The sequence below is a fragment of the Flavobacterium sp. TN-1 genome (assembly GCF_052828645.1).
On the sequence record NZ_CM128253.1, the window covers coordinates 1,939,950 to 1,962,994 of the forward strand.

Sequence of the window (23,045 nt, forward strand, 5' to 3'; positions counted from 1 at the left end):
TAAAATCAAATATATATTTTCTCATTAAAATTGAAAAGGCTCGTTTTTTATCCTAATAAAGGAGTATAAAAAACGAACCTTTTGTTATGTTTTAGAAAGCAGAAAATTAATTGCTTGATGTTTTATCGTTTCGTAGCTTACTGTTTTTCTTGCCGTAAAAGAAATAAATTAATATGCCTATTGCCAGCCATGCAAAGAGCCTAATCCAAGTACCTAGAGGTAAAGAAAACATCATTAACAAACAAGTAGCTATACCTAAAATAGGCACAAGAGGAACTAACGGCGTCTTAAATGGTCTAGGTAAATTAGGTTCTTTTTTTCGTAAGATTAAAATACCTACACATACCATTACAAAAGCCAATAAAGTACCTATACTAGTCATTTCACCCACCACATGAATGGGAACTAATCCAGCAAACAAACTAATGAATACACATAACAAGATGTTTGATTTATAAGGAGTATGAAACTTAGGGTGCAATTGCGAAAACACCTTAGGCAACAAACCATCATTACTCATGGCATAAAATACGCGTGATTGTCCTAATAAGTCGACTAAAATAACAGAAGTATACCCAATTAGAATAGCCATAATTACGGCAGTAGCTAACCATATATAAGGCGTTTTTGCAATGGCAATAGCCACAGGTGCAGCACTATTTTTAAATTCTGTATAGTGGGCTAATCCAGTCATTACATAACCAAAAGCAATGAATAAAAGCGTACATACAATTAATGACCCTAAAATCCCAATTGGCATATTTTTTTGTGGGTTTTTAGTTTCTTGTGCCATCGTAGCCACGATATCAAAGCCTATAAAAACAAAGAAAACAACTCCTGCACCACGAAGTATTCCAGAAACACCAAATTCTCCAAAAGTTCCTGTGTTAGCAGGGATAAAAGGACTGTAGTTTGCTGGATTTATATATTGCCAACCTAAGCCTATAAATAACAATACGACACCTACTTTAAGGGTTACAACAATAGCGTTAAATATCGCAGATCCTTTTGTTCCTCTGATAATAACAGCTGTAATTAATGCAATGATTAATACGGCTGGAAGGTTAATAAAACCGCGAACAATTTCTCCATTTTGTCCTGTAGCAGTTTCAAATGGTGACATAATTAATTGGGGCGGGAGGTATATCCCAAATTTCTCTAAAAATTTGACCAAATATTGAGACCAACTAATACCTACTGTAGCTGCGCCTACAGAATATTCTAAGATCAAATCCCAACCAATTATCCAAGCAAATAACTCTCCTATGGTAGCATAAGCGTAAGTATAAGCACTACCAGAAACAGGTACCATCGAAGCAAATTCTGCATAACATAAAGCACTAAAAGCACAACCTACCGCGGCAACAATAAAGGATAGGATAACTGCCGGACCTGTATTGTTAGCTGCGGCAATTCCAGTTAAAGAAAATAGACCAGCACCAATAATAACACCTATTCCAATCATGATTAAATTGAAACCACCCAAGCTTCTTTTCAAACTATGGGTTCCCGTTGTGGCAGCCTCTCTCTGTAAGGCTTCTATAGATTTTTTTAGCATAAAAGTATATTTATAACAGTCCTTTGGACTGGCTTTTTTAAAAACGGGGCAAAGGTAAGCCAACTAATTTTTAGTGCTTTAGAAATCAACTGAAGAATATTCTGGGGTAAAGTGCTATAGGTTAGTGTTTTTCATACGTCTCGCTCATTAGTTGATAATAAGTTTGTAAATACACCGCAACGTAATTTTTTTTACTAAAATGATGGTATGAACAAGATCAAAAAAATCAATACAATGGTATAGACTTCTTTAGACTGAATAAAAATTTTAAAAATCATTTGGAAATTAAAAAAAATAATTACAAAATTTGCGTCAGAAAATTAGTAACAATTAAAAACGAAGAAAAAATGTTTGTATTCAATTTAGCAAATTACCGTTACGGATCAGCAGGAGCTGGTGTAACGCTTCTTCGTGGTTTTACTTTAAGTTAGAAAAATAACTTCACTATATGAGAAAACCCGAAGACAATTAGTTTCGGGTTTTTTTGTACATTCTAGATACCTCACAAAATTTTCCCGACAGCGACGCGCAAAAGTCTGTAATGACTTAGTTCACATTGTATTTAAGAAAATTTTAAAATTAATCACTTAACAGTTACAACAATGTAATGGATTGTAGTGCCAACGATTATGCGTTGGGAGCTCGTTTAAAATCGAAACGAAGAAGAAAGCGTTTGTCTAAAAAGGCAAAAGAAAAACAATTGATTGCTTTACACCATTTGGAAATGGATTTGTGGCATCAAAAAAGAAACTTGCCTTTAGTACCACTCGAGAAACCATATCAAAAAGGTTGGGTGCGTTTTTTTGTAGTGCGTGACGACGTACAACGAGTAGATACATTGGGATTTTTTACCGAATTGCTTGAGAAAATTAATAACCAATTATGGTCTGAAAATAAGCGATTCACCAAAAGAAAACGAAAATTCCGACGCAGAATTGATGTTCCTATCGAACAAAAATTAAAAAGATTTAGTGAAACAGAATGGACACATCCAAATTTTAAACTAACACCAAAAGAGAAAGAATATTTTGAAGCTGTAGAAGAATGGGATATACACAAAAAGTGCTACTGTACTTATTATGAGTTTAAGGAAAAATGGCGCTTTGTACTGCGAGTACGACCGTATATGATTACCCATACCAAAGCACTAGATGTAGAATTAGAAAGAGATATTAGTAGAATAAGAAATTACATCGAAAGAAATCAACTCAGATACCTTCAAAATAAATTAGTTTATGGTAGGAGTTTTAAGTGGGATTTAGAGGTAAAGGATATACAAAACCCTCTAAAAGCAAAGTCCATCGTCCAGATATATCAAGAATATCTTGACGAAAGTAAAGAAAACAATTATGGGAAATAAATTATCAGGAAAAGACCTTATTAAAATAGGTTTTCCAAAAAATAATGCCATCAATATTGCTTTAGGGCAAATTAATAGATATCGCAAAAGAGAAAAAAAAGAAAGTATTCTTAACGAAGCCAAAGAGGTTTTACTATACCCTGAAAAGTTCAAAAATCACGGAACTTGGGGCAAAGTAGCCGAAGGATTAGTGAATCCAGTACAAGTAAAGTTCAATGAATTACGAAACACACGAGCGCCATTTTCGATTTTTGGTGAAAACGAAATCGAAGAGCAAGCCAAGTTTCAATTGTATGATGCTTTGAAATTACCTGTTGCTGTACAAGGAGCCTTAATGCCAGATGCACATTCTGGTTACGGATTGCCTATAGGCGGTGTGTTAGCCACAGATAATGCAGTGATACCGTATGGGGTGGGAGTAGATATAGGTTGCCGAATGAGCTTGTCTATATTCGATTTACCCGCTTCGTATCTCAAAGGAAAAGAACATCAATGGCGAAAAATACTGTTGGATAACACCAAGTTTGGAATGTACGAAACACACAAAATCAAATCCGATCACGAAGTGTTTTCTCATCCTGCTTTTTCAAATATTCCTTTGGTAAAACAATTGTTAGATAAAGCATACAAGCAATTGGGTACTTCGGGTGGAGGAAACCATTTTGTCGAAATAGGAATCGTAAAAATCGATACCCCTATGAACGAATGGAAACTAGACGTAGGTGAATATGTAGCGGTTTTATCGCACAGTGGTTCCAGAGGTTTGGGGGCCAATATTGCAAAACATTATACTTATTTGGCTACTAAACAATGTCCGTTACCTAAAAATGTACAGCATTTGGCTTGGTTAGATATGAACACACACGACGGACAAGAATACTGGATGGCAATGAATTTAGCGGGCGAATATGCTAAGGCGTGTCACGAAGATATTCACAGACGAATTGCGAAAGCCATCGGGAAACGAGTGTTAGTAACCATCGAAAACCATCACAATTTTGCTTGGAAAGAAATGGTAAACGGACAAGAATGTATTGTACATCGCAAAGGCGCAACACCTGCTGCCAAGGGCGAACTAGGAATTATTCCGGGTTCGATGACAGCACCTGGTTTTATTGTACGAGGCAAAGGAAATGAAAGTAGCCTGAATTCTGCTTCGCACGGTGCAGGACGATTGCATTCTAGAGCCAAGTGTAAAGCCAAGTTCACGCAAAGCGATATCAAAAAAGTTTTAAAAGACAAGGAAGTCGATTTGATTGGTGGTAGTATCGATGAAGCACCTATGGCGTATAAAGACATTCATAAAGTAATGGCGCTTCAAGAAGAATTAGTAGAAGTATTGGGAACATTCACCCCAAAATTTGTGCGAATGGATAAATAAGATGTACAATGGGAGCACCACATAATATAAATAGATACGGCGAATTGTGGAATCAATCACGTATTGACGAAGGATTGAAAATTCTTTCGATTTTAAAAGAATACATAATTATTTCTGGAGGTTGGGCTTGGCACTTTATGAGTGCCCCTAACCATACAGAATACAAACACGCTCACGATCATAAGGATATAGATGTTTTTGTACATCCTAAAAATGTTTCAGAAGTAATGGTGCTTTTACAGGCTAATGGCTTTCAAAAAGTATGGACACGTTATGATCATTTGCCTAGTCAAGAGAATTTTCGACGCTATGAAAAGGTAATTGAATTGGAAAAGGAAAAACCTTTTAGAGTCACTATCGATTTTTTTGAAAGAGAGGATATTGAAACAGTAGAAAGCAATGGCTTTAGTGTTGTAAAACCTAGTCAATTGCTAACCTTTTACAGAAATATTCATTCTAGTGATAAATGTTGGGCGGTAATGAGAGCGAAAGCGTTTTTAGAAAAAGGGATTAACCCTATGGGACGAAAAGAACTTTCTGAAATTCCTAAAGAGTTTCAAAAAGGGAAGCCAGCAAAAGAAAAATAGTAATGGAAACAAAAATAATTCAAATCACCTCAGGAAGAGGTCCAGCCGAATGCGATTGGGTAGTGGCGCAAGTGCTCAAAAGAGTATTAGTCGAAGCCGAAGAAATGAAGCTGAAAGTGGAAGTAATTAAAAGAGAGCCTGGACCCGAAAACGGAACCGTAGTTTCGGCATTAGTAGCGATAAATGGTGCCAATACCAACGACTTTGTCCGTAGTTGGGTGGGTACCATTCAGTGGATTGGGAAAAGTACGTTTCGGAAATTTCACAAACGTAAAAATTGGTTTATTGGAATTTTTGAAGTGCCTCCAACCCTCTTGCCTACTTTTTCAGAAAAGGATTTTCAATATCAAGCGATGCGTAGTTCAGGAGCAGGCGGACAACACGTAAACAAAGTGAGTTCTGCCATTCGTGCCACACATCTTCCTACTGGAATAAGTGTAGTGAGTATGGATTCTCGTTCGCAACACCAAAATAAAAAATTGGCAACCGAACGATTACTAGCTAAACTGAAAGAGACGCAGTACGACCAACTCCAACAGCAAGTGCAAAACCAGTGGACCAATCAAATGGCAGTGCAAAGAGGAAACCCAATTCGCACTTTTGAAGGTTCCGATTTTAAAAAAGAAAAGAAAAGTAAAAACAACAAAAAAGAACGACAAGAGGGAAAGAAGATGATAAACAATAGTTTATATGATGAGTAGTATCATCCATCATCCAAAACTTGTCACCCAACAAATTCAAAAAAATGAAAACAATAGATAAATATTTAGTTCAAGCCTTGGATAATTACCCATATTGGTTAGAAGGTTCCTTAGAATCTTTAGGGTATGCGTTAGCGTATGATGACAAAAATGCCATGGCATTATGGTTGTACGGACGATTCTTTGCAGAGCAAATGCAGGATTATGAATCGGCGAAGCAGTATTTTGCCGAAGCTCTTGCTACCGATATTCACACCTTAGTCGTATATCCATACTATGCTGAGGTATTATTGCAAAACGAAGATTATGACGAAGCAGCCAAATTGATTGATTTCGCACTAACCGTAAAAGGAATAGATAAACCCCAAATGCTTTTGCGTAAAATCCAACTTTTAGAAAGACAGCAAAAGTGGAAAGAAGCGTTACAATTAATCAAAGAAGCCAAATTAAATGATTATTCAAATTCGTTACACACTATCGAAGAAGTGGAAAAACGAATCAAAGACAAAAAGGCACTTCTAAAAGAAAAGAAGCCTAAAAAGAGGAAATTGGAAAAGAAGAAATCCGAGAAAAAGAAAAGTAATAAGTGATCAGTGTTTAGTGTTCAGTCACAGTTTTCAGTTTTCAGTCGCAGTAATCAGTTTTCAGAGTTCAGGAATCATTCCTTATAAGTTATTCGGTTTGTTTGTCACTCCGACCTTAGGAGGAGTCACATAATCAAATTTTAAAACTAGCTTGTAAATTATAATCTGTGCATCTGTGGTTGCTAAAAGTATTTGTAAGAAAGAAAAGTAATCAGTGTTCAGAACTTAGTGTTCCGATATTTTAAACGAAAAACGTAGTGTGACTTTGTGCTAAACTTCGTGATACATTGTGAAACACTAAAACAAAAAAATAAAAAATTATGGCAAAAATATTAGATAAAATACTCGTAGTCGATATAGAAGCTACGTGTTGGGAAGGCAAACTTCCCGAAGGTATGATTAGTGATATTATAGAAATTGGTATATGTTTACTCGATGTACAAACAGGCGAAATAAGCGATAATCGGGGTATTTTAGTACATCCGGAACGTTCCACTATTAGTCCATTTTGCACTGAGTTGACTACCATTACACCCGAGTTAATCGAAAAGGAAGGGATTTCGTTTTCAGAAGCATTACGCATCTTAAAGAATGAGTATAAGAGTCAAAGTTGCGCTTGGGCAAGTTTTGGTGCTTACGATTTGAAGCAGTTTCAAAAACAATGTCAAGCCTTAGAAAAAGGCTATCCGTTTAGTCCGTCGCATATCAATGTCAAAACCCTGTTTGCATTAAAAAACAAACTCGGTCACGAATTAGGAATGGATGGAGCGCTTAAATTCTTAGGTATTCCTCTGGAAGGGACACACCACAGAGGGGTGGATGATGCCAAAAATATCGCGAAGATTTTAAGGGAGATTTTGAAATGATTTCTATAAAAATCAATTTTAAAACTAACTTAGTAGTTATTATAATACAAAACCTAACAGGTTTTCCAACCTGTTAGGTTTATAAAAAAGAAAAAAATGTTTACAGCCGAAATAAAAAGTAGAATAGGAGAGGACATCTCCATTTTAATAAAACCCGAAAATTATTCGTATAACTTTATTTGCGAATGTGGCGACGCGAGTGATTTGACCGTAAAAGTTTGTCAAAACACCGAAGCGATCTTCATCAGTCACACCCATATTGATCATTTTATCAATTTTGATACGATACTCCGACACCAAATAGGTATACAACGCCGAGTGGTCATTTGTGGACCAACAGGGATTACCCAACAAGTGCAATCGAAGTTAAAAGGCTATCAGTGGAACTTGATTGCAGAGGATGCCATTGTGTATGAAGTACGAGAGATTCAAAACGAGGGTAAAATTACCTGCTCCGAAATTAAACCACCATTTTGGAAAATTGAACCCATAGATAAGGAATTGGATTGTCTATATCAAAATGAAAAATGCACCGTCGAATTTGTATTGTTGGATCATAAAACCCCTTCTGTAGCCTATCTTTTTAAAGAACACGATACATTAAAAATTGATTTAGGCAAAGCCCAATTTAAAGGTGGGGCTTGGGTGAATGCATTGAAAAATGCTTATACCAACCATGAGGACGATGCGCAAATCACGATTGCAGCGGTTACTTATTTAGCCAAAGAGTTATATTACTTGCTTGATCTTAAAAAAGGCCACCAACTAGGAGTTATTATGGATCACGCGGCTAATACAGCAAACCACGATTTGATTTATAGCATGTTTAAAGATTGCGATACCGTTTATATCGAGAGTTTTTACAAAGCCGAAGATCAAGAGCAAGCTCAACAAAATTACCATAGCTATTCTATTGAATCCGCCCGAATTATGAAAAAATGTCAAGTAAAAAATGCTATCCCTGTACATTTCTCCCGCAAGTACAATGATGAGGATATCAAAATGATTTTGCAGGAGTTTAGGGAGGTGTTTTAGGGATAAAATCAACTGAATGATGTTGATTTTTTGTTTTAAAAGCTGTTTCTGTTAAAAAATACGCAAAAACCTTTTTTAAGTTTAAAAAAATATTACATTTGATTAAAATTTGAGAAATGTTGGTTCAGTTTTCTGTTAGGAATTTTAAAACTTTTAAAGATAAAGTTACCTTAAGTATGGTAGCTTCAAATTATGATAAATCTGATTCAGAGGAATCAAATGTTTTTGAAATTAAAAATTATCCTCATAGGCTATTAAAAAGTGCTGTAGTTTATGGTGCGAATGCTAGTGGTAAAACAAATTTAGTGGACGCTTTAGCATTTATGAGATGGTTTGTTGTTAATTCATCGACCAAGACTCAGAAAGGTGATCCAATTAATGTGGAAAATTTTAAATTCAATACAGCATCAGAAAACGATTCTTCCGAATTTGAAATTATTTTTTTATTTGACAAAATGCAATTTAGATATGGTTTTGAAGTAAATAAAAAAGGTGTTGTAGCGGAATGGTTATTTCAAAAAAAGCTTAATCAAAAACCTAAAGAAGTAGAGTTGTTTTATAGGGATGAAGTTAGTATAGATTTTCATACTTCATTTAAGAAATTTGAAATTTTGCAAAAACAACTTGATATTATTAGAGATAATGTTTTGATTTTATCTTTGGCAAATCAATTTAATGTAGGAGAAGCAAGTGTTATTGTCGATTATTTTAGGAAAATACATTTTTTCTTAGGAAATGAACCAGAAATTTATGAAGAGTTTTCTTTTAAAGAAATTTCGAAAAGATCAAATTTAGGGTTAAAGATTATTGAGACGCTAAGAAGATTTGATATTGGCATATCTGATATTTATGTTAATGAAATTAAGCTAGAAAACTTACCTAAAGAACACAATACTCAATTATTAGAATTGTTTAAATTTAAAAAAGGAATGGTTTTCTTCGAAGCAAGATCAGTTCATAAAAAATATGATACTGATTATAATTTTGTAGCCTATGAACAAGCTGATTTTAAGAAAATTGAGTCGGCTGGTACTCAAAAATTATTAGCAGTATTAGGATTTGTTTTGTTTTCTTTAGAAACAGGTTGTCCTATGTTTATTGACGAATTAGATTCAAGATTGCATCCTAATATTGTATCATTTTTGATTGAATTGTTTAACTCAAAATCGACAAACCCGAATAATGCACAATTAATTTTTAATACACATAATACTAACTTATTGCACAAATCATTATTTAGAAGGGATCAAGTTTGGTTTATGCAAAAAAATAGATATGGTGAAGCTAAAATATTTTCACTAGCTGATTTCAAAGTCAGGAAAGAGGAAAATTTTGAAGAAAAGTATTTAGAAGGTAAATATGGAGGAATCCCATTTCTTGAAGATATTTCAGATTTGTTTAATAAATAGATTTTTTTGACAATGAAAATGCAAGATAAAAGGTCTAAAGATCAATTAAACAAACTTACACATAAGGAATCACTTCAAAATGTTAAAAGAAAAAAAAGAGGGGAACCAATTCTTGAGAGATCCTTTGATATTAAGAGAGGTAACCCTGAAATTTTAATAGTTTGTGAAGGGAAAAATACTGAAAAAGATTATTTTGAAAAATTTAAAATACCTACATTAGAATTGGAGGTTATTGGTATTGGAGATAATACTTTGTCATTAGTAAAAAAAACAATTGAAAAAAGAGATGATAAACCTGTAGGTTATTATCAAGAAGTTTGGTGTGTTTTTGACGCTGATCCTAAGGCTGATAATCCCAAACAATTAATAAATTTTAATAATGCTATTTTTTTAGCAAAGCAAAATGATATTAAAGTTGCTTATTCTCACCAAGCTTTCGAATACTGGTTGTTACTTCATTTTAATGATTATCAAGGTGAACCTATGGATAGGAAGTTATATAAAGATCGATTAAATAAATTTTTATCACCTTATGATTTAAAATATGATGACAGTAATGATGAACGAGGAAAATCTATATCGAATGAATTTTTTGAAGTGCTGTTAGCTTATGATAAAGGAAAAAGAAGAATTTGCCAAGCAATTAAGAGGGCAGAAAGAATTTATGAAAATTTAGAAAATAAAGAAAATCCATCAAAATGCGAATCTTCTACTACAGTCTTTTATCTTGTGAAACGAATTTTAGGGATTGAAGACGAAGAGGAATTATCTTGTGAAGAATTAGAGTTCTAAAAAAAAACACCAGTGTGAGCTGGTGTTTCTTGCAAGAAAAAATCTTGCTATAGAAAGAATCAGTTATACGATTAATCGATGGTGATTTCGGCTAGGTTTTGGTTTTCTTTTACTTTGCCTAGTTGGATGGTTTGTAGTTTGCGAACTATTTTACCGTTTTTGTCTTTTATATAAATTTCTACTAAAACGGTGGCTGGGCCTGTTTCGGTGAGTTTGGTCTCTCCATAATAATTGGTTTTGATTTGGTATTTTCCTTTAATCGCATTGCGTAATAAATACTGCTCGGGACCATAGCCTTGTGTGAAATCTTTGGAAAAACGAGCGCCTATTTCGGTGTCTTTATGAGCGTAGTAGCATTCTTCATTAGTGGGTTCAATGATATGTAAATCAATATCCGTATCCATTTGATTCCAATTCAAAATAATACGTAAATCCAAGGGTTTAGCATCGACATATTTTTTGTCGAGTTTACCCGTATTGATGTTGTGGGTTGCTGCTAAACGGTTAATATCCATCAGGATAATATCTTCAATACCTTCGTAAACACCACTCATTTCGCCATAGTAATTGGTTTCAAGGGCTTTGAGTAAGGTATCATAAGCCTCTTGGTATTGTTTATTATCTTCAAGCGTCAAGGCTAAATCTCGGTAGGATTGTGGTTCGTGCGCTCTCCACATAGCAATTTTCTTAGCCACGTGCAAGGCGAGTTCGTTGGCACCCCACTGGCGTAATACGAACAATAACGATTTGTACAATTGGTGATTTTCTAAATCCAACTCGGCGATATTGCTTAGTACCAACAACGCTTTTTCAGTTTCGCCAGTGTTGTAAAAATGAGTCGCTACATCAAAATAATAACTCGGATTGGCTTGATTGACTTCCCGTAATTTAAGATATAAAGCATATTTTTCGGCTGGGGCTACTTTTTCTAGAGCTTTTAAATAAACACGATCTGGATTCCAAGAGTTGGTTTTGATCGAATTAGCATTCGACCAAGTATTTGTATTTGAACTATCTATTGTATCTGTACGGGTTAAGTACCCTTGTTGGAAAAAACCTTGTTGTGGAGTAGCAGATCTAGATTCATTTTCTGAAATTGCTTTGTCTTTAATTTCTTCTGTTACTCTTAAATCTTCTTTTGCTTCTCTAACAGTACTCGGACTTGGAGAATTAGAACTGTAACCAGAAACAACAACTTCACTTAATTGTTGACCATTATCTTCTAAAGTTACATTATACGATGAATTGTTGTTGATTCTCACTTCTCTACTTGTCATTCCTATAAATTCAATAACTAAAACATCTCCATTTCTTGCTTTTATTGAATAACTACCATCGAAACCAGTTTGAGCGTTCCTGTTGGTCCCTTTAATTTTAACTACAGCACCAGGAAGTGGTCCATGTTGGTCGCTAACGCTACCTGTAACGGTTTTTTCTAATCCTGTTGGGTTGGGTTGTAAATTGGTTGTGTGACGAATGTTTTTTTTGTTTTTAATAGGTTTAGGTTCTTTTTTCTTTACAAACTTGATATTCTTTTTCCACCAGTTATCCAGTTCGCTATGATAACGATCAATATTCTCCCAATTGCTTTTGGTTTTAGCTTCGGTACTCGCTAATTGTGTTTTTTTAATTTTATCAAACTCCTCACGTAATTCGGCTGGAGGGACAATGTCATATAAAATGTAATCGTTTACCGTTTCGAGTACAATTAAAGAGGTATTAGGGGTGATAATGCCAAATTTTTTACCTAGGGTTTCAATTTCTTCAGCGTTTTTATTGTACTGAATTTCTAAATTGGCAATCTTTTTTTGTGCCCATAATTTCTCGATATTGAGGTCGGTATTTGTTTCTTTATTTGTCGCAATAGTTAAGGTTTGTTCTGTAAGATGTTCGGCATCATAACCAAATAATAAAGTAACCTGATTTGTAGGTAACAACGAAATACCTGCCACACTAAAATTAGGCGTTACAGGCGTGCCTTCCATAGGATAGGTTTCTACGACAGTATTGTTATTTTTAATACCGTAGAAAAGGAAATTTCTATGGGTTAATAAAGTCAGCGCATCTTCGGTTTTTAAGGTGTTGAGGTTCAAAAAAGCACCACCCGTTTTTATGGCTTGGTAATTTAAAAAGGCATAATTAGCCGTTACCGATGAGGTGATGGTATAAAGCGGTTGTTTGGTTTCGGGAAGTGTGGCATCGCTCAAAGTCGATAAACCATCTGTAAAGAAAAGGATTTCATCTTTTTTAGGGAGTTCGATTTTGGTATAATTCGTTCCGCAGTCATAGGTAATGGTTTCTAAAGTCTTACGTAACTCCGACCAATTACCATTGGAAATTACATAATCAGCTTTCTTTTCAAAATGAAATCCAGCCAAGTACAAACTTACCGCTACCGAAGGCATTTTTTTGAAATACAAATCCAATAGTTCCAGTTCTTTTTTACTATCGCGTTTGTGACTACTTAGTGAAACATCCCAAATAAGTCCGATAGATTTAGGTAAGGTTTTCGCTTTTTTAGCTCCGTCGAGATGCATTGTAGCATAAAAATAATATTGGTTGTCCTTTTCCTGCGTCACCACCGATGGGATGGAAGAGGTAACAGGAATTTTAACCAATAGTTTGTCTTTTGGGATATAATTTTTTTGTTGGATAGACGCTTGGTACGTAGTGCCTAACTTTTCGATGGTAATTTCTTTGCCGTCATTTGAGATTTTGGGTTGGGCATCGCTGCCTATCACACTAATATTGAGCTCAAAAGTATCAATGGCTTTGGTGTACGAACTCATCATTTGGTAGCCCAAATAGGTTTTGTCTAGCATACTCAATTCTTGTTCGTAGCCTATAATGACGATGCGTTCGCTATTAGGTAACAAAGGGAAAATTCGGGTTTTAAAGTTATTACCTTCTACTTTTTCAAGCAATCCAGGATCGACTCTACGATGTTCGACGGCTTCAAAAACTTGTTTTCCTTTGTTTTTATTCACAGGTACTGCTTCGCGTATTTTTCCGTTAATATCAATGGCATAGCGCGACACCGAAATTCCTTCAGGAAGCGGGAAAAGTAAATCGGCCTCCATTGGTCGGGTAGAAGCATTAAAAAAATGCATTTCGGTAGTGGTGTAAGCAATGTTGCCCACAATTTTTACCTGCACTTTGAGTTGGCTAAGTTTTACTAAGGAAGAGTCTTTGTCTTTTACTGTCAGCTGCGGATTTTGCGCCCAACTGTAAAGGCTGATGAATAATAGGATGAAGAGGAATGATTTTTTAAACATAACTAATTCTATAAAATGGCTTATAAGTATAGAGGTTTTTTTTGAATAAAAGGTTGGGAAGGGGGAAAGATTTTTAGACCTGACAGGTATTAAAAACCTGTCAGGTCTAAATTACATTTTTCCTGATGGGATTGTTTGAAATTTTCGATATCGTTAAATAGTTCCATTACTTCTTTTCTTTTGAGTTTTGTTGATCTGTCAGAAGTACAACTTACATACGAACTCCACGGATATTGTATAGGATGATCACAAATGTTATGATGTACAGGATTATGATGGACGTATATGATTACATTTTGAAAATAGGTTCTGTTGTTGATTTGTTTTCGGCAAAAAAGGTCTTTCAAATAAAGCACCATGCCGTTTTGTACTTTTATTGTAAGCTTTTGTGTAAGCATTGAATAAGTTAGAAAAAGACTGAGAGGGTAAAATAATTTTATCCGTTGAAATTTCTGAAATTTCTTTTATCCTCACCACAAAGTGAAAATGATTTTTCATTAAACACCAAGCAAAAGTCTCAGCAATAGGATCAATGTGAAGGGAATAGAGAGTAAGGAAATACTCGTAATTTTCTTTATTATCAAAAAGTGTAACACTATTAATTCCACGATTGTAGATGTGGTAGTAATTTCCACGTTCTAAGGCTTGTATCATAACTATTTTGGCTTATATATAGAAACAAATATAAGTAAAATAGTATAATTACACCTGACAGGTTTTTAAAACCTGTCAGGTGTGAAAAAAGTTATTCGGCTATTAAAACCTCTAATATCGTAATCGCAGCCTCACTAATTTTAGTTCCAGGACCAAAAACGGCAACTGCTCCAGCATCAAATAAGTATTGATAATCCTGTGCAGGAATTACGCCGCCAACAATTACCATAATATCCTCACGACCATATTTTTTTAATTCTTCAATTACTTGAGGGACTAATGTTTTGTGTCCCGCTGCTAAAGAAGATACGCCTAAAATATGTACGTCGTTTTCTACGGCTTGTTTAGCTGCTTCTTGTGGCGTTTGAAATAAAGGTCCAATGTCTACGTCAAAACCTACATCGGCGTAGCCTGTGGCTACTACTTTAGCACCACGATCGTGTCCGTCTTGCCCCATTTTGGCGATCATGATACGAGGACGACGACCTTCTTTTTTTGCAAATTCATCGGCTAACTGACGTGCTTTTTCAAAGCTTTCGTCATTTTTTATTGCTGCACTGTACACGCCACTAAAACTTCTAATTTGTGCTTTATATCTTCCAAAAACGCTTTCTAAGGCGTCACTTATTTCTCCTAAAGTCGCTCGGTTACGTGCTGCATTTACGGCTAAATCTAATAAGTTGCCGTTACCTGTTTTAGCACATTCGGTTAGTTTGGCTAAGCAATCTGCTACTTTTGCTGTATCGCGCGTGGCTTTTATTTGTTCCAAACGTTCAATTTGTTGCTTACGAACGGTTTGGTTATCGACTTCAAGAATATGTAACGGATCTTCTTTTTCTAAACGGTATTTGTTTACCCCAACAATAATATCTTGTCCGCTATCAATACGAGCTTGTTTACGAGCTGCGGCTTCTTCAATGCGAAGTTTAGGAATTCCCGCTTCAATCGCTTTGGTCATTCCGCCCAGTTCTTCTACTTCTTGGATTAATGCCCATGCTTTTTCGGCTATTTCAGCGGTTAAACTTTCTACATAATAACTTCCCGCCCAAGGATCGACCGTTTTACAAATTTTGGTTTCCTCTTGTAAATAAATTTGGGTATTACGAGCAATACGCGCTGAGAAATCGGTGGGTAATGCAATCGCTTCGTCTAAGGCGTTGGTGTGTAACGATTGTGTTCCACCAAAGGCTGCCGCAGCAGCTTCAATAGCAGTACGCGCCACATTGTTAAAAGGGTCTTGCTCGGTTAAACTCCAACCCGATGTTTGACAGTGTGTACGTAAAGCAAGCGATTTTTCATCTTTTGGATCAAACTGTTTTAAGAGTTTTGCCCAAAGCATACGACCTGCACGCATTTTAGCAATTTCCATAAAGTGGTTCATTCCAATCGCCCAGAAAAACGAAAGGCGTGGAGCGAACTCATCAATATTCATTCCCGCGGCTAAACCTGTACGTATGTATTCTAGACCATCGGCTAAAGTATAAGCTAATTCAATATCTGCGGTAGCTCCAGCTTCTTGCATGTGGTAGCCTGAAATAGAAATCGAATTGAACTTTGGCATATTTTTACTGGTATAGTCAAAAATATCGGCAATGATTTTCATTGATGGGGTAGGTGGGTAAATATAGGTATTACGCACCATAAATTCTTTTAGGATATCATTTTGAATCGTTCCTGAAAGTAGGTTAGACGCTACGCCTTGTTCTTCGGCTGCTACTATATAAAACGCCATGATAGGTAATACGGCGCCATTCATGGTCATAGAAACCGACATTTCGCCCAATGGAATTTGGTCGAAAAGGACTTTCATGTCTTCTACAGAGTCAATGGCTACTCCAGCTTTTCCTACGTCTCCCACTACGCGCTCATGGTCTGAATCGTAGCCACGATGCGTCGCCAAGTCAAATGCCACAGATAAACCTTTTTGCCCAGCGGCTAAGTTTCTTCTGTAAAAAGCATTACTTTCTTCGGCAGTGGAAAATCCTGCGTATTGACGAATGGTCCATGGACGACGAACGTACATGGTTGCATAAGGTCCACGTAAGTTGGGGGCAAAACCCGCTCCAAAACCCAGGTGTTCTAATCCTTCTATATCCGATGGGGCATAGGAAGGTTTTACCGCTATGCCTTCGGCAGTGGTAAAGTCTTGGGCTGCGTTTAACGTTTCTTGTTTAACGTCTTTGGATTGCTCCAAAGTTAAATGTTGTATGTTTTTTCTCATGAATTTTTCTTTAGTAATTCTTCAAATTCATTTACTGTTGGGATATTTTTTTCTAATTGTTTTGGTAATATTTCTGTAAATGTATATTCACTCACGCCTATTGGTTTGTTGATGTCTTTTAAAGCGTATTCAACTTCAATCCCATTTTTGCCATTGCATAGCAAAATACCAATGCTAGGATTGTCATTTTCTGATTTTAATAAATCATCAACCGCTGACAGATAAAAGTTTAGTTTTCCTGTAAATTCAGGTTCGAAAGAAACGGCTTTTAATTCTATAATGATATAACACTTTAAGGTTATATGATAGAAAAGTAAATCTAATGTATAGGATTTGTTTCCAATTTCAATTGGATATTGTCTTCCTATATATGCAAAACCTTTACCTAATTCTAATAAAAATTTTGTGATATGATTAGTTAATGATTTTTCAATTTCTAATTCATGAACTTGCGGTTCTAAAGTGAGGAAGTCAAAATTATAAGGGTCTTTTAAAAGCTGGTTGGCTAAAAATGCTTGTTTTACTTCAAGTGTTTTATCGAAATTAGTTATCGCTTTACCTTGTCTTTCAAAAAGATTTTGTTTTAGTTGTAATGATAAAATTGCTCGGCTCCAGTTATTTGAACGGGTTTCCTTTATGTAAAAGGCTGCTTCTTCAATCGTTTTTGTTTTTTCTAAAATTAACACATGATGCCCCCAAGGGATGGTACATAATTCGTTTAATCCAACGACTTGTTGGATTGGTGCATTTGATGAATTTAGTCCAACAGCTTGTTGGATTGAAGCGTTAGCGTAAAAAAGATAAAATTTTCTAATGTTGAATAAATTGCTTCTAGAAAAACCAGATAGGTCAGGAAAAATACTTTTTATATCTTTTGAAAGTTGCTCTATATAATTATTTCTTGTTTCAAATAAATTTTGGTTTTCAATAATCATTTTTCCGATATTCCAGTATAAAAGAATGAGTTCTTTATTTACAGATATCATGGCTTTTTGTTGAGAATTAAGAATTTGATTCTTGATTTCAACAATTAAATCTTGATATTTTAAGAGATTCGGTGACAATTATTAAGTTTATAAATAATTTAAAAGAGATTTTAAGGACAATTATTCTACAATTTTAAAAATATAATTGCGATAGATTAAGGTTTTATGCTTGTTGTTGACTAATGCACCCATTAGTACCTCCAGTAAACAAGGCTAAAGCACTTCCGTTTTTAGATTTGCGACCACCATGAGGGTAGTTCTTAATGCTACTGATGTTTTTTAAAGCAACTTCTTGTCCCTCAATAGTAAGTGTTTCGGCATTTTTAATTAGCATTTTACTCCTGTCCTGTGTGGTTAGTTTTACTCGAGAGCCTTCCAAAATCGTGGTTGCTTGTCCACTTTTTTTGTCTGTCGCTTCAAATTGTTTTTGTCCAAATAAATTGAAGCAAGCAATTAAGAATACTATTGAAAATACTTTTTTCATCTGGTTAAGGGTTTAGAAATACAGATTATCGTTTTTTATTTATTCTTCTGTGGCTAAACGTTCTTGTTCTAACTTTTCTGCTAAACGACGTTCTATAACAGGAGTGATTAATGTTTTACGTGGGTTCTGTTTGATGAAAGGATACAATTCCAAATCATCTTTCATTCGGTCGTTTTTATTAGGGTATTTGTTTGTTCCTAACAATACTTCTTTGCCCGTATCAAATAATTCTTGTTCTTTATCAGCACTTTCTTTGATTTTACGTTGGATAGTACCTTCTATCAATTGAGTGATAAGACCACCATTGTTTTCAATGTCTTTGAATAAGGTTAACGCTTTGTCCGCTAATTGCTGCGTTAATTCTTCAATATAATAGGCGCCGTCAGAAGGGTTGTTTACTTTATCAAAATAACTTTCGTGTTTTAATACTAACAATTGGTTTCTCGCAATTCTATCCCCAAATTCGTTGTCTTTATGATAAATGGCATCATACGCAAGATTAGCCACTGCATCTGCACCACCTAAAATAGCACTCATACATTCTGTAGTGGTGCGCAACATATTGACATTGTAATCATAAAGTGTTTTGTTGCGTTTGGTAGGTGTAGCTAAAATATGGCAATCGAAAGTATGGTTGTATTCTTTAGCTAAAGTGTTAAAAAGTAAACGTAAAGCACGGAGTTTAGCTATTTCAAAGAAATAATTACTGCCTATAGCAACATGAATGGTTATAGGTTTAGTAATAGTTGTGATTCTGTTGAAATATTCATTAATATGGGCTAGGGTATAGGCCAATTGCTGTACGATGTTAGCTCCAGCATTTTGGTAAATTTCTGCATTAATGGCTAAAGTCGGTTTGATTTCATTGAGCAATTTGAAGTCAGCTTCTAAATTGAGGTACCAATTCCCGTCTTTGGTCAACTGACCTATAGGGTCAATTTCAATAATGGCATTAGGTCGAATTGTGTTTATCTTTTTAATGAAAGCTTCATTCAAAAAGGTAGTTTTGATGTAAACAGGAATGGGCTCGGGTATGGACTGTAAAAGTGTTTCAATAGCCGTATCTTCGTTTTCTATGGTAAAGCGTAAACTTTCAGCACCACGGTTTAAAGTTTCTAAAGCTCTTTTGATAGATTTGTCTAAATCGTAGACAAAAATATTTTGAACTATGGTAAAGGCATCTGTTTTGGTCGTAGGTTCGTAGGGAACAATCGTTTCATCTTGGTGATAAAAAGGCTTTATTTTAATTCCTTCAGGACTTTCCCAAACAAGAGTATCATTATAATCGGCACCTTTTAGTTCGTATTGAATTTGTTGCTTCCATTGTTTGGTAGCAACATTATCGAAGGCATGGAATAGTTTTTCTTTCATGTTGTAATAAACAAACTATTTTTAGATGAAATAGTTGATTGATTTTTCACAAATTTAAAAAAATAACATTTAAGAAAAGAATCTTGCTTTAAAATGATTATAATTTATTGTAAAAAAGACAAGGAGGTAGTCTAAAAACTACCTCCTTGTTGTTTTATAGAACTCAATTTAATTACCAAACGATTTTTTTAGTTTCGTAATCGCCATTTGTATAAGTTACTTTTGTAATGATTACGCTGTTTGTTTTAGGTAAGTTTTTAGTAAAAATTTTAGTATTGTTTACTGTTTCTTGTGAAAGAATTTTACCTTGTACATCAGTTATTAAAATAGTACTAAATTCTTTGTTAGATTTTAGTGTGATTTCTTCGTTTTCGGTTAATATGATCAATTGATCTTTTAGCTCCATTGCTTTACGGAATACTTCGGTATTTAAAGAAATAGTAGGAGTTACTAGTTCTAAAGTATACTGGTCTGTGTTAAGATCTGAATAATCAATTGTTATATCTTCGTTTTTATTGAAACTTTCAGTTTGAACTAAATTGTTTTTTTGGTCAAAAACATAAATTGTTATGTCTTCATTATCAAGTCCTTTTCTGTTAATAGTCCAATTGCCTTCTTTGTGTTCAGTTATTAATTGTTCAGTTGCTACTTTTATAGAGTTTTCTTTTGCATAGGCGATCTTATAAATTTGGTTGTCATGTTTCATTTCTAGAATATATGCACCTTCTTTTAGGTCTTCTAGTTTTTTGCTAACCATTCTGTTACTAGCTGAATTTTGGTCAAAACCATAGATGTTTGTGATTTCAAAATCAGGATTTTTACTTTTTGCTGTAATGAGTGGATGTAACTGTGATTTGTTGAGTTCTAATGTAGGATTTTTAGAAATTCTATCTGAACTGATTGCGTTCCAGTTTAATAGTCCGCCTGTTCTATGCCAGTTGAATTTTGCAATAGAAGCAATTAACCAAGGGAAAACGCCTCCTGCATGACCTAAAGGACCTAGATTGGTAGCGTTAATTTTGTATTTAGATAAATCAAAAAGAGAATAGTAGTTTCTTTGTACTTTTTCAGTTTTAAGGGCATTTAGAAAAGGGATTTCAGCATCTGCTGTAGTGTATGACATGGTTGTAGGTGTTGTATTATGGAAGTCATATACATCGCTTTTCTTTAAGAAATCTCTTAGAGGGTTACTAGGGCTAGATGCTGTTTCAATATATTCTTTAGTAAATAGGGTTTTCCATTTTAGAGGTCCCCAATCAAGTCCTCCTTCTTCTTGAAGAACGTGTTTTTTGTAAATTTCTTGAAATTCTGGAGAAATCATTTCTGTAAAGTTTTTCTGATATTGTTTATATCCTAAACTATGTGCTCCATTTACAATATATGCAATAAAAGCAGATGAAGGGTAGTCTTCATTGCCTAAGACGCGATCTTCATAGGTTGTTTTAGATAAATCGTATGGACCTGCTCCAGCATATACTTGTTTGAAGTTAAAACGTTTGTATTTTTCTGTATTGTATTTTAGTACAGCCATAGTGGAGTGTCCGCCTTGAGAATAGCCAGAAAGGAAATATTCGTTGTATCTTTTTACTCCTTTTTGGTTTAAGAATGTGTCAGCAGCTGTAAGCATATCTATACTAGCAGATGCTTCTGTTTTTGCATCAGCATAAGGGTGTACGCCTTCTGAATCACCTAATCCCAAGTAATCAGGAGAGACTACATAGTAGCCGTTAAGAGCGTATAACATATCAAGAATGAATCCGCCTTCTCGTGTGCTTTTTAAATTGGAAGGTACATTAACTCTTTTGTCTGCTGTAGGATGTTCTAATAGAACGGTTGAAAGAGGGTAGTCTACTTTTGGAAACATAACTAAACCATGTGCTTTTACAAGTTTGTCATGATGGTCTGTAGTCCAATAGGTTACTTTGTATCCTTCTAATCCTTTAACAAGAAATTGAAAAAGTTTAGCTACAGCAGTAGGTAATTTAATATTGCCAAAACCAGCCATTCTTTGAAGTACTTGGGGGGCTGAATCGTCCATTTTTTTTTCTACACTAATCAAATCGCCTGGTTGCTGGGCAAGGGTTGATAGAGAGAAGATTAATGATAATACGAGTAAAGTTTTTCTCATAAAAAAAGGGTTAAATTGTTATTAGTAATAAATGCAAATTTAACCCTTTTTTAAAATAATAGCAATAATGTTTATTTTAATGTGTCATTTTCGAATTCTATGATGTAAATATCTTCGTTTTCGCGTTTCATATAATATTTTTCACGAGCGTATTTTTCAATTTCATTTGAACTTTTTAATTTTTTAATTTGTTCAAGGTCTTTTTGAATTTCTTCTTTGTAATATTTTTTGTTATCTTCTAGTTCTTCAATTTCTTTGTTTAGGACTTGATGATCTAAATAGGAGTAGTTGTCTAGAAAAAGCATCCATATTAAAAAGAAGGCACTTACTAAAAAGTATTTATTACTGATTATTTTAAACCAATATTTTCTTTTTAAGAAGTTTTTGAAGGATTGAAACATATTCGATAATGAATTAAAAAGGGGGTGTATTTAAGAAATACGTTGATTGATAACTGCTCTCACTACGTCAATAGCAACAGTATTGTATTTATCATTAGGTATGATGATGTCTGCAAATGCTTTAGTAGGTTCTATAAACTGTTCGTGCATTGGTTTTAGTGTGGTTTGATAACGATTTAATACTTCTTCCATGTCACGTCCTCTTTCGGCAATGTCACGTTTTAGTCGTCTGATTAGTCGCTCGTCCGAGTCGGCATGAACAAAGATTTTAATATCAAACATGTCTCTTAGTTCTGGGTTTGTTAGTATTAAAATACCTTCAACGATCATTACTTTACGAGGTAGCGTATGAATGGTGTCTCCGGTACGATTGTGTTTGACAAATGAATAAACAGGTTGGTCGATTGCCTTTCCTTCTTTAAGGTCTTTTAAATGTTCGGTTAGTAATGCGAAATCAATTGAACGAGGGTGGTCAAAATTAATTTTTGTTCTTTCTTCTAAGCTTAAATCGCTAGTTTCTCTATAATAATGATCTTGAGAAATGATACCTACCTCTGTTTCGGGTAATTCATTCATGATTTGATGAACTACAGTTGTTTTTCCTGAGCCTGTACCGCCTGCAATACCTATAATTAACATATTTTTGTGGGATTTAAAAATGCAAAAGTAGGATTTTTTGAAGTTCTATCAAATTTAGTTAGTATATAATAAAAAAAACCTTTCTGAATAGAAAGGTTTTAGTCGGGGTGGCAGGATTCGAACCTGCGACCTCCTGGTCCCAAACCAGGCGCGATGACCGGGCTACGCTACACCCCGAAGGTGTTTTTGAATTTTTATTGGTAAGCTTTCGTCGGGGTGGCAGGATTCGAACCTGCGACCTCCTGGTCCCAAACCAGGCGCGATGACCGGGCTACGCTACACCCCGAAAGCGGCTGCAAATATAGAAATTTTTGTTTGTAATATGCAAGTGTTTTTTAGAATATTTATTATTTAGGATTGATTTTTTTACTAAAATGTTTAAATATTGGTTGTTTTTGTTTAAATGAATGGTTTTTAAGATTGAAATTATTGTTTTGGATTGTATTTATGAAAAGAGTTTTATATGAAAAATAAAAGAGGTGTGGAAAAAGTAAAATAATAGAACTTTTTTTACTTTTTTAGAAGGGCTAAAGGAAAATAGAGAGATAGGGTTTTTATTGAGCTTTTCGTTTTTAAGTTTTTATGGAAAAGAATGGGTTGATATTTTTATAAC

General features: G+C 34.6%; 19 protein-coding genes and 2 tRNA genes. 9 read left to right on the forward strand and 12 right to left on the reverse strand.

The window, feature by feature from the left end; genetic code table 11:
• Window positions 1-106 precede the first annotated feature (106 nt).
• A complete protein-coding gene (locus ACUXZJ_RS08445; protein ID WP_063744122.1) occupies window positions 107-1,558 on the reverse strand; it encodes an amino acid permease in 1,452 nt (483 codons plus the stop codon).
• Between the two features lie 607 nt (window positions 1,559-2,165).
• Between ACUXZJ_RS08445 and ACUXZJ_RS08450 the strand changes: the two genes are divergently transcribed.
• From ACUXZJ_RS08450 to ACUXZJ_RS08490, 9 genes are all read left to right on the forward strand, one after another.
• Window positions 2,166-2,918: a hypothetical protein gene (locus ACUXZJ_RS08450; RefSeq protein WP_063744121.1), complete on the forward strand. Its 753-nt coding sequence runs from the start codon at window positions 2,166-2,168 to the stop codon at window positions 2,916-2,918.
• Window positions 2,908-4,299: an RtcB family protein gene (locus tag ACUXZJ_RS08455; protein ID WP_063744120.1), complete on the forward strand. Its 1,392-nt coding sequence runs from the start codon at window positions 2,908-2,910 to the stop codon at window positions 4,297-4,299. The genes ACUXZJ_RS08450 and ACUXZJ_RS08455 overlap by 11 nt, the downstream gene beginning before the upstream one ends.
• Window positions 4,300-4,307: 8 nt before the next feature.
• Entirely contained in the window at window positions 4,308-4,886 is a 579-nt protein-coding gene (locus ACUXZJ_RS08460; RefSeq protein WP_063744119.1) for a hypothetical protein, read from the forward strand.
• Between the two features lie 2 nt (window positions 4,887-4,888).
• Window positions 4,889-5,587 carry a peptide chain release factor H gene (gene prfH, locus ACUXZJ_RS08465; protein ID WP_088466773.1) on the forward strand — a complete coding sequence of 233 codons (699 nt, stop codon included), beginning with the start codon at window positions 4,889-4,891 and terminating at the stop codon, window positions 5,585-5,587.
• Window positions 5,588-5,631: 44 nt separating this feature from the next.
• On the forward strand, window positions 5,632-6,177 hold the full coding sequence (locus ACUXZJ_RS08470; protein WP_063744117.1) for a tetratricopeptide repeat protein: 546 nt from the start codon (window positions 5,632-5,634) through the stop codon (window positions 6,175-6,177).
• A 314-nt stretch (window positions 6,178-6,491) separates the two neighbouring features.
• On the forward strand, window positions 6,492-7,037 hold the full coding sequence (locus ACUXZJ_RS08475) for a 3'-5' exonuclease (RefSeq protein ID WP_201030580.1): 546 nt from the start codon (window positions 6,492-6,494) through the stop codon (window positions 7,035-7,037).
• A gap of 96 nt (window positions 7,038-7,133) precedes the next feature.
• Window positions 7,134-8,072, forward strand: coding sequence for a hypothetical protein (locus ACUXZJ_RS08480; RefSeq protein WP_063744116.1), 939 nt, complete (start codon window positions 7,134-7,136; stop codon window positions 8,070-8,072).
• A 116-nt stretch (window positions 8,073-8,188) separates the two neighbouring features.
• Window positions 8,189-9,481: an AAA family ATPase gene (locus tag ACUXZJ_RS08485; protein WP_063744115.1), complete on the forward strand. Its 1,293-nt coding sequence runs from the start codon at window positions 8,189-8,191 to the stop codon at window positions 9,479-9,481.
• Window positions 9,482-9,493: 12 nt separating this feature from the next.
• Window positions 9,494-10,273, forward strand: coding sequence for an RloB family protein (locus ACUXZJ_RS08490; protein WP_063744114.1), 780 nt, complete (start codon window positions 9,494-9,496; stop codon window positions 10,271-10,273).
• 71 nt (window positions 10,274-10,344) lie between these two features.
• Here the strand turns inward: ACUXZJ_RS08490 and ACUXZJ_RS08495 are convergent, their stop codons facing one another.
• From ACUXZJ_RS08495 to ACUXZJ_RS08545, 11 genes are all read right to left on the reverse strand, one after another.
• Window positions 10,345-13,548, reverse strand: a complete 3,204-nt coding sequence (locus ACUXZJ_RS08495) for a VIT domain-containing protein (RefSeq protein ID WP_145915605.1) — start codon at window positions 13,546-13,548, stop codon at window positions 10,345-10,347.
• 270 nt (window positions 13,549-13,818) lie between these two features.
• Window positions 13,819-14,202 carry a transposase gene (locus tag ACUXZJ_RS08500; RefSeq protein WP_235604493.1) on the reverse strand — a complete coding sequence of 128 codons (384 nt, stop codon included), beginning with the start codon at window positions 14,200-14,202 and terminating at the stop codon, window positions 13,819-13,821.
• A gap of 91 nt (window positions 14,203-14,293) precedes the next feature.
• Window positions 14,294-16,423, reverse strand: coding sequence for a methylmalonyl-CoA mutase (gene scpA / locus ACUXZJ_RS08505; RefSeq protein ID WP_060381736.1), 2,130 nt, complete (start codon window positions 16,421-16,423; stop codon window positions 14,294-14,296).
• The gene (locus ACUXZJ_RS08510) at window positions 16,420-17,487 is read right to left on the reverse strand and encodes a PDDEXK nuclease domain-containing protein (protein ID WP_446194699.1); all 1,068 of its coding nucleotides are present in this window, start codon (window positions 17,485-17,487) and stop codon (window positions 16,420-16,422) included. Before ACUXZJ_RS08510 ends, scpA begins: the two co-directional genes overlap by 4 nt.
• Window positions 17,488-17,572: 85 nt before the next feature.
• Window positions 17,573-17,893, reverse strand: a complete 321-nt coding sequence (locus ACUXZJ_RS08515) for a hypothetical protein (RefSeq protein WP_063744113.1) — start codon at window positions 17,891-17,893, stop codon at window positions 17,573-17,575.
• Window positions 17,894-17,932: 39 nt separating this feature from the next.
• Window positions 17,933-19,264 (reverse strand): methylmalonyl-CoA mutase subunit beta, encoded by a 1,332-nt coding sequence (locus ACUXZJ_RS08520; protein ID WP_063744112.1) that lies wholly within the window; start codon window positions 19,262-19,264, stop codon window positions 17,933-17,935.
• A gap of 172 nt (window positions 19,265-19,436) precedes the next feature.
• Window positions 19,437-21,392: a lipase family protein gene (locus ACUXZJ_RS08525; RefSeq protein WP_063744111.1), complete on the reverse strand. Its 1,956-nt coding sequence runs from the start codon at window positions 21,390-21,392 to the stop codon at window positions 19,437-19,439.
• A 71-nt stretch (window positions 21,393-21,463) separates the two neighbouring features.
• Window positions 21,464-21,793: an FtsB family cell division protein gene (locus ACUXZJ_RS08530; RefSeq protein ID WP_060381741.1), complete on the reverse strand. Its 330-nt coding sequence runs from the start codon at window positions 21,791-21,793 to the stop codon at window positions 21,464-21,466.
• 30 nt (window positions 21,794-21,823) lie between these two features.
• Window positions 21,824-22,432 carry a uridine kinase gene (gene udk, locus ACUXZJ_RS08535; protein WP_060381742.1) on the reverse strand — a complete coding sequence of 203 codons (609 nt, stop codon included), beginning with the start codon at window positions 22,430-22,432 and terminating at the stop codon, window positions 21,824-21,826.
• A gap of 102 nt (window positions 22,433-22,534) precedes the next feature.
• A tRNA-Pro gene (locus tag ACUXZJ_RS08540) sits at window positions 22,535-22,609 on the reverse strand.
• A gap of 34 nt (window positions 22,610-22,643) precedes the next feature.
• A tRNA-Pro gene (locus ACUXZJ_RS08545) sits at window positions 22,644-22,718 on the reverse strand.
• Window positions 22,719-23,045 lie beyond the last annotated feature (327 nt).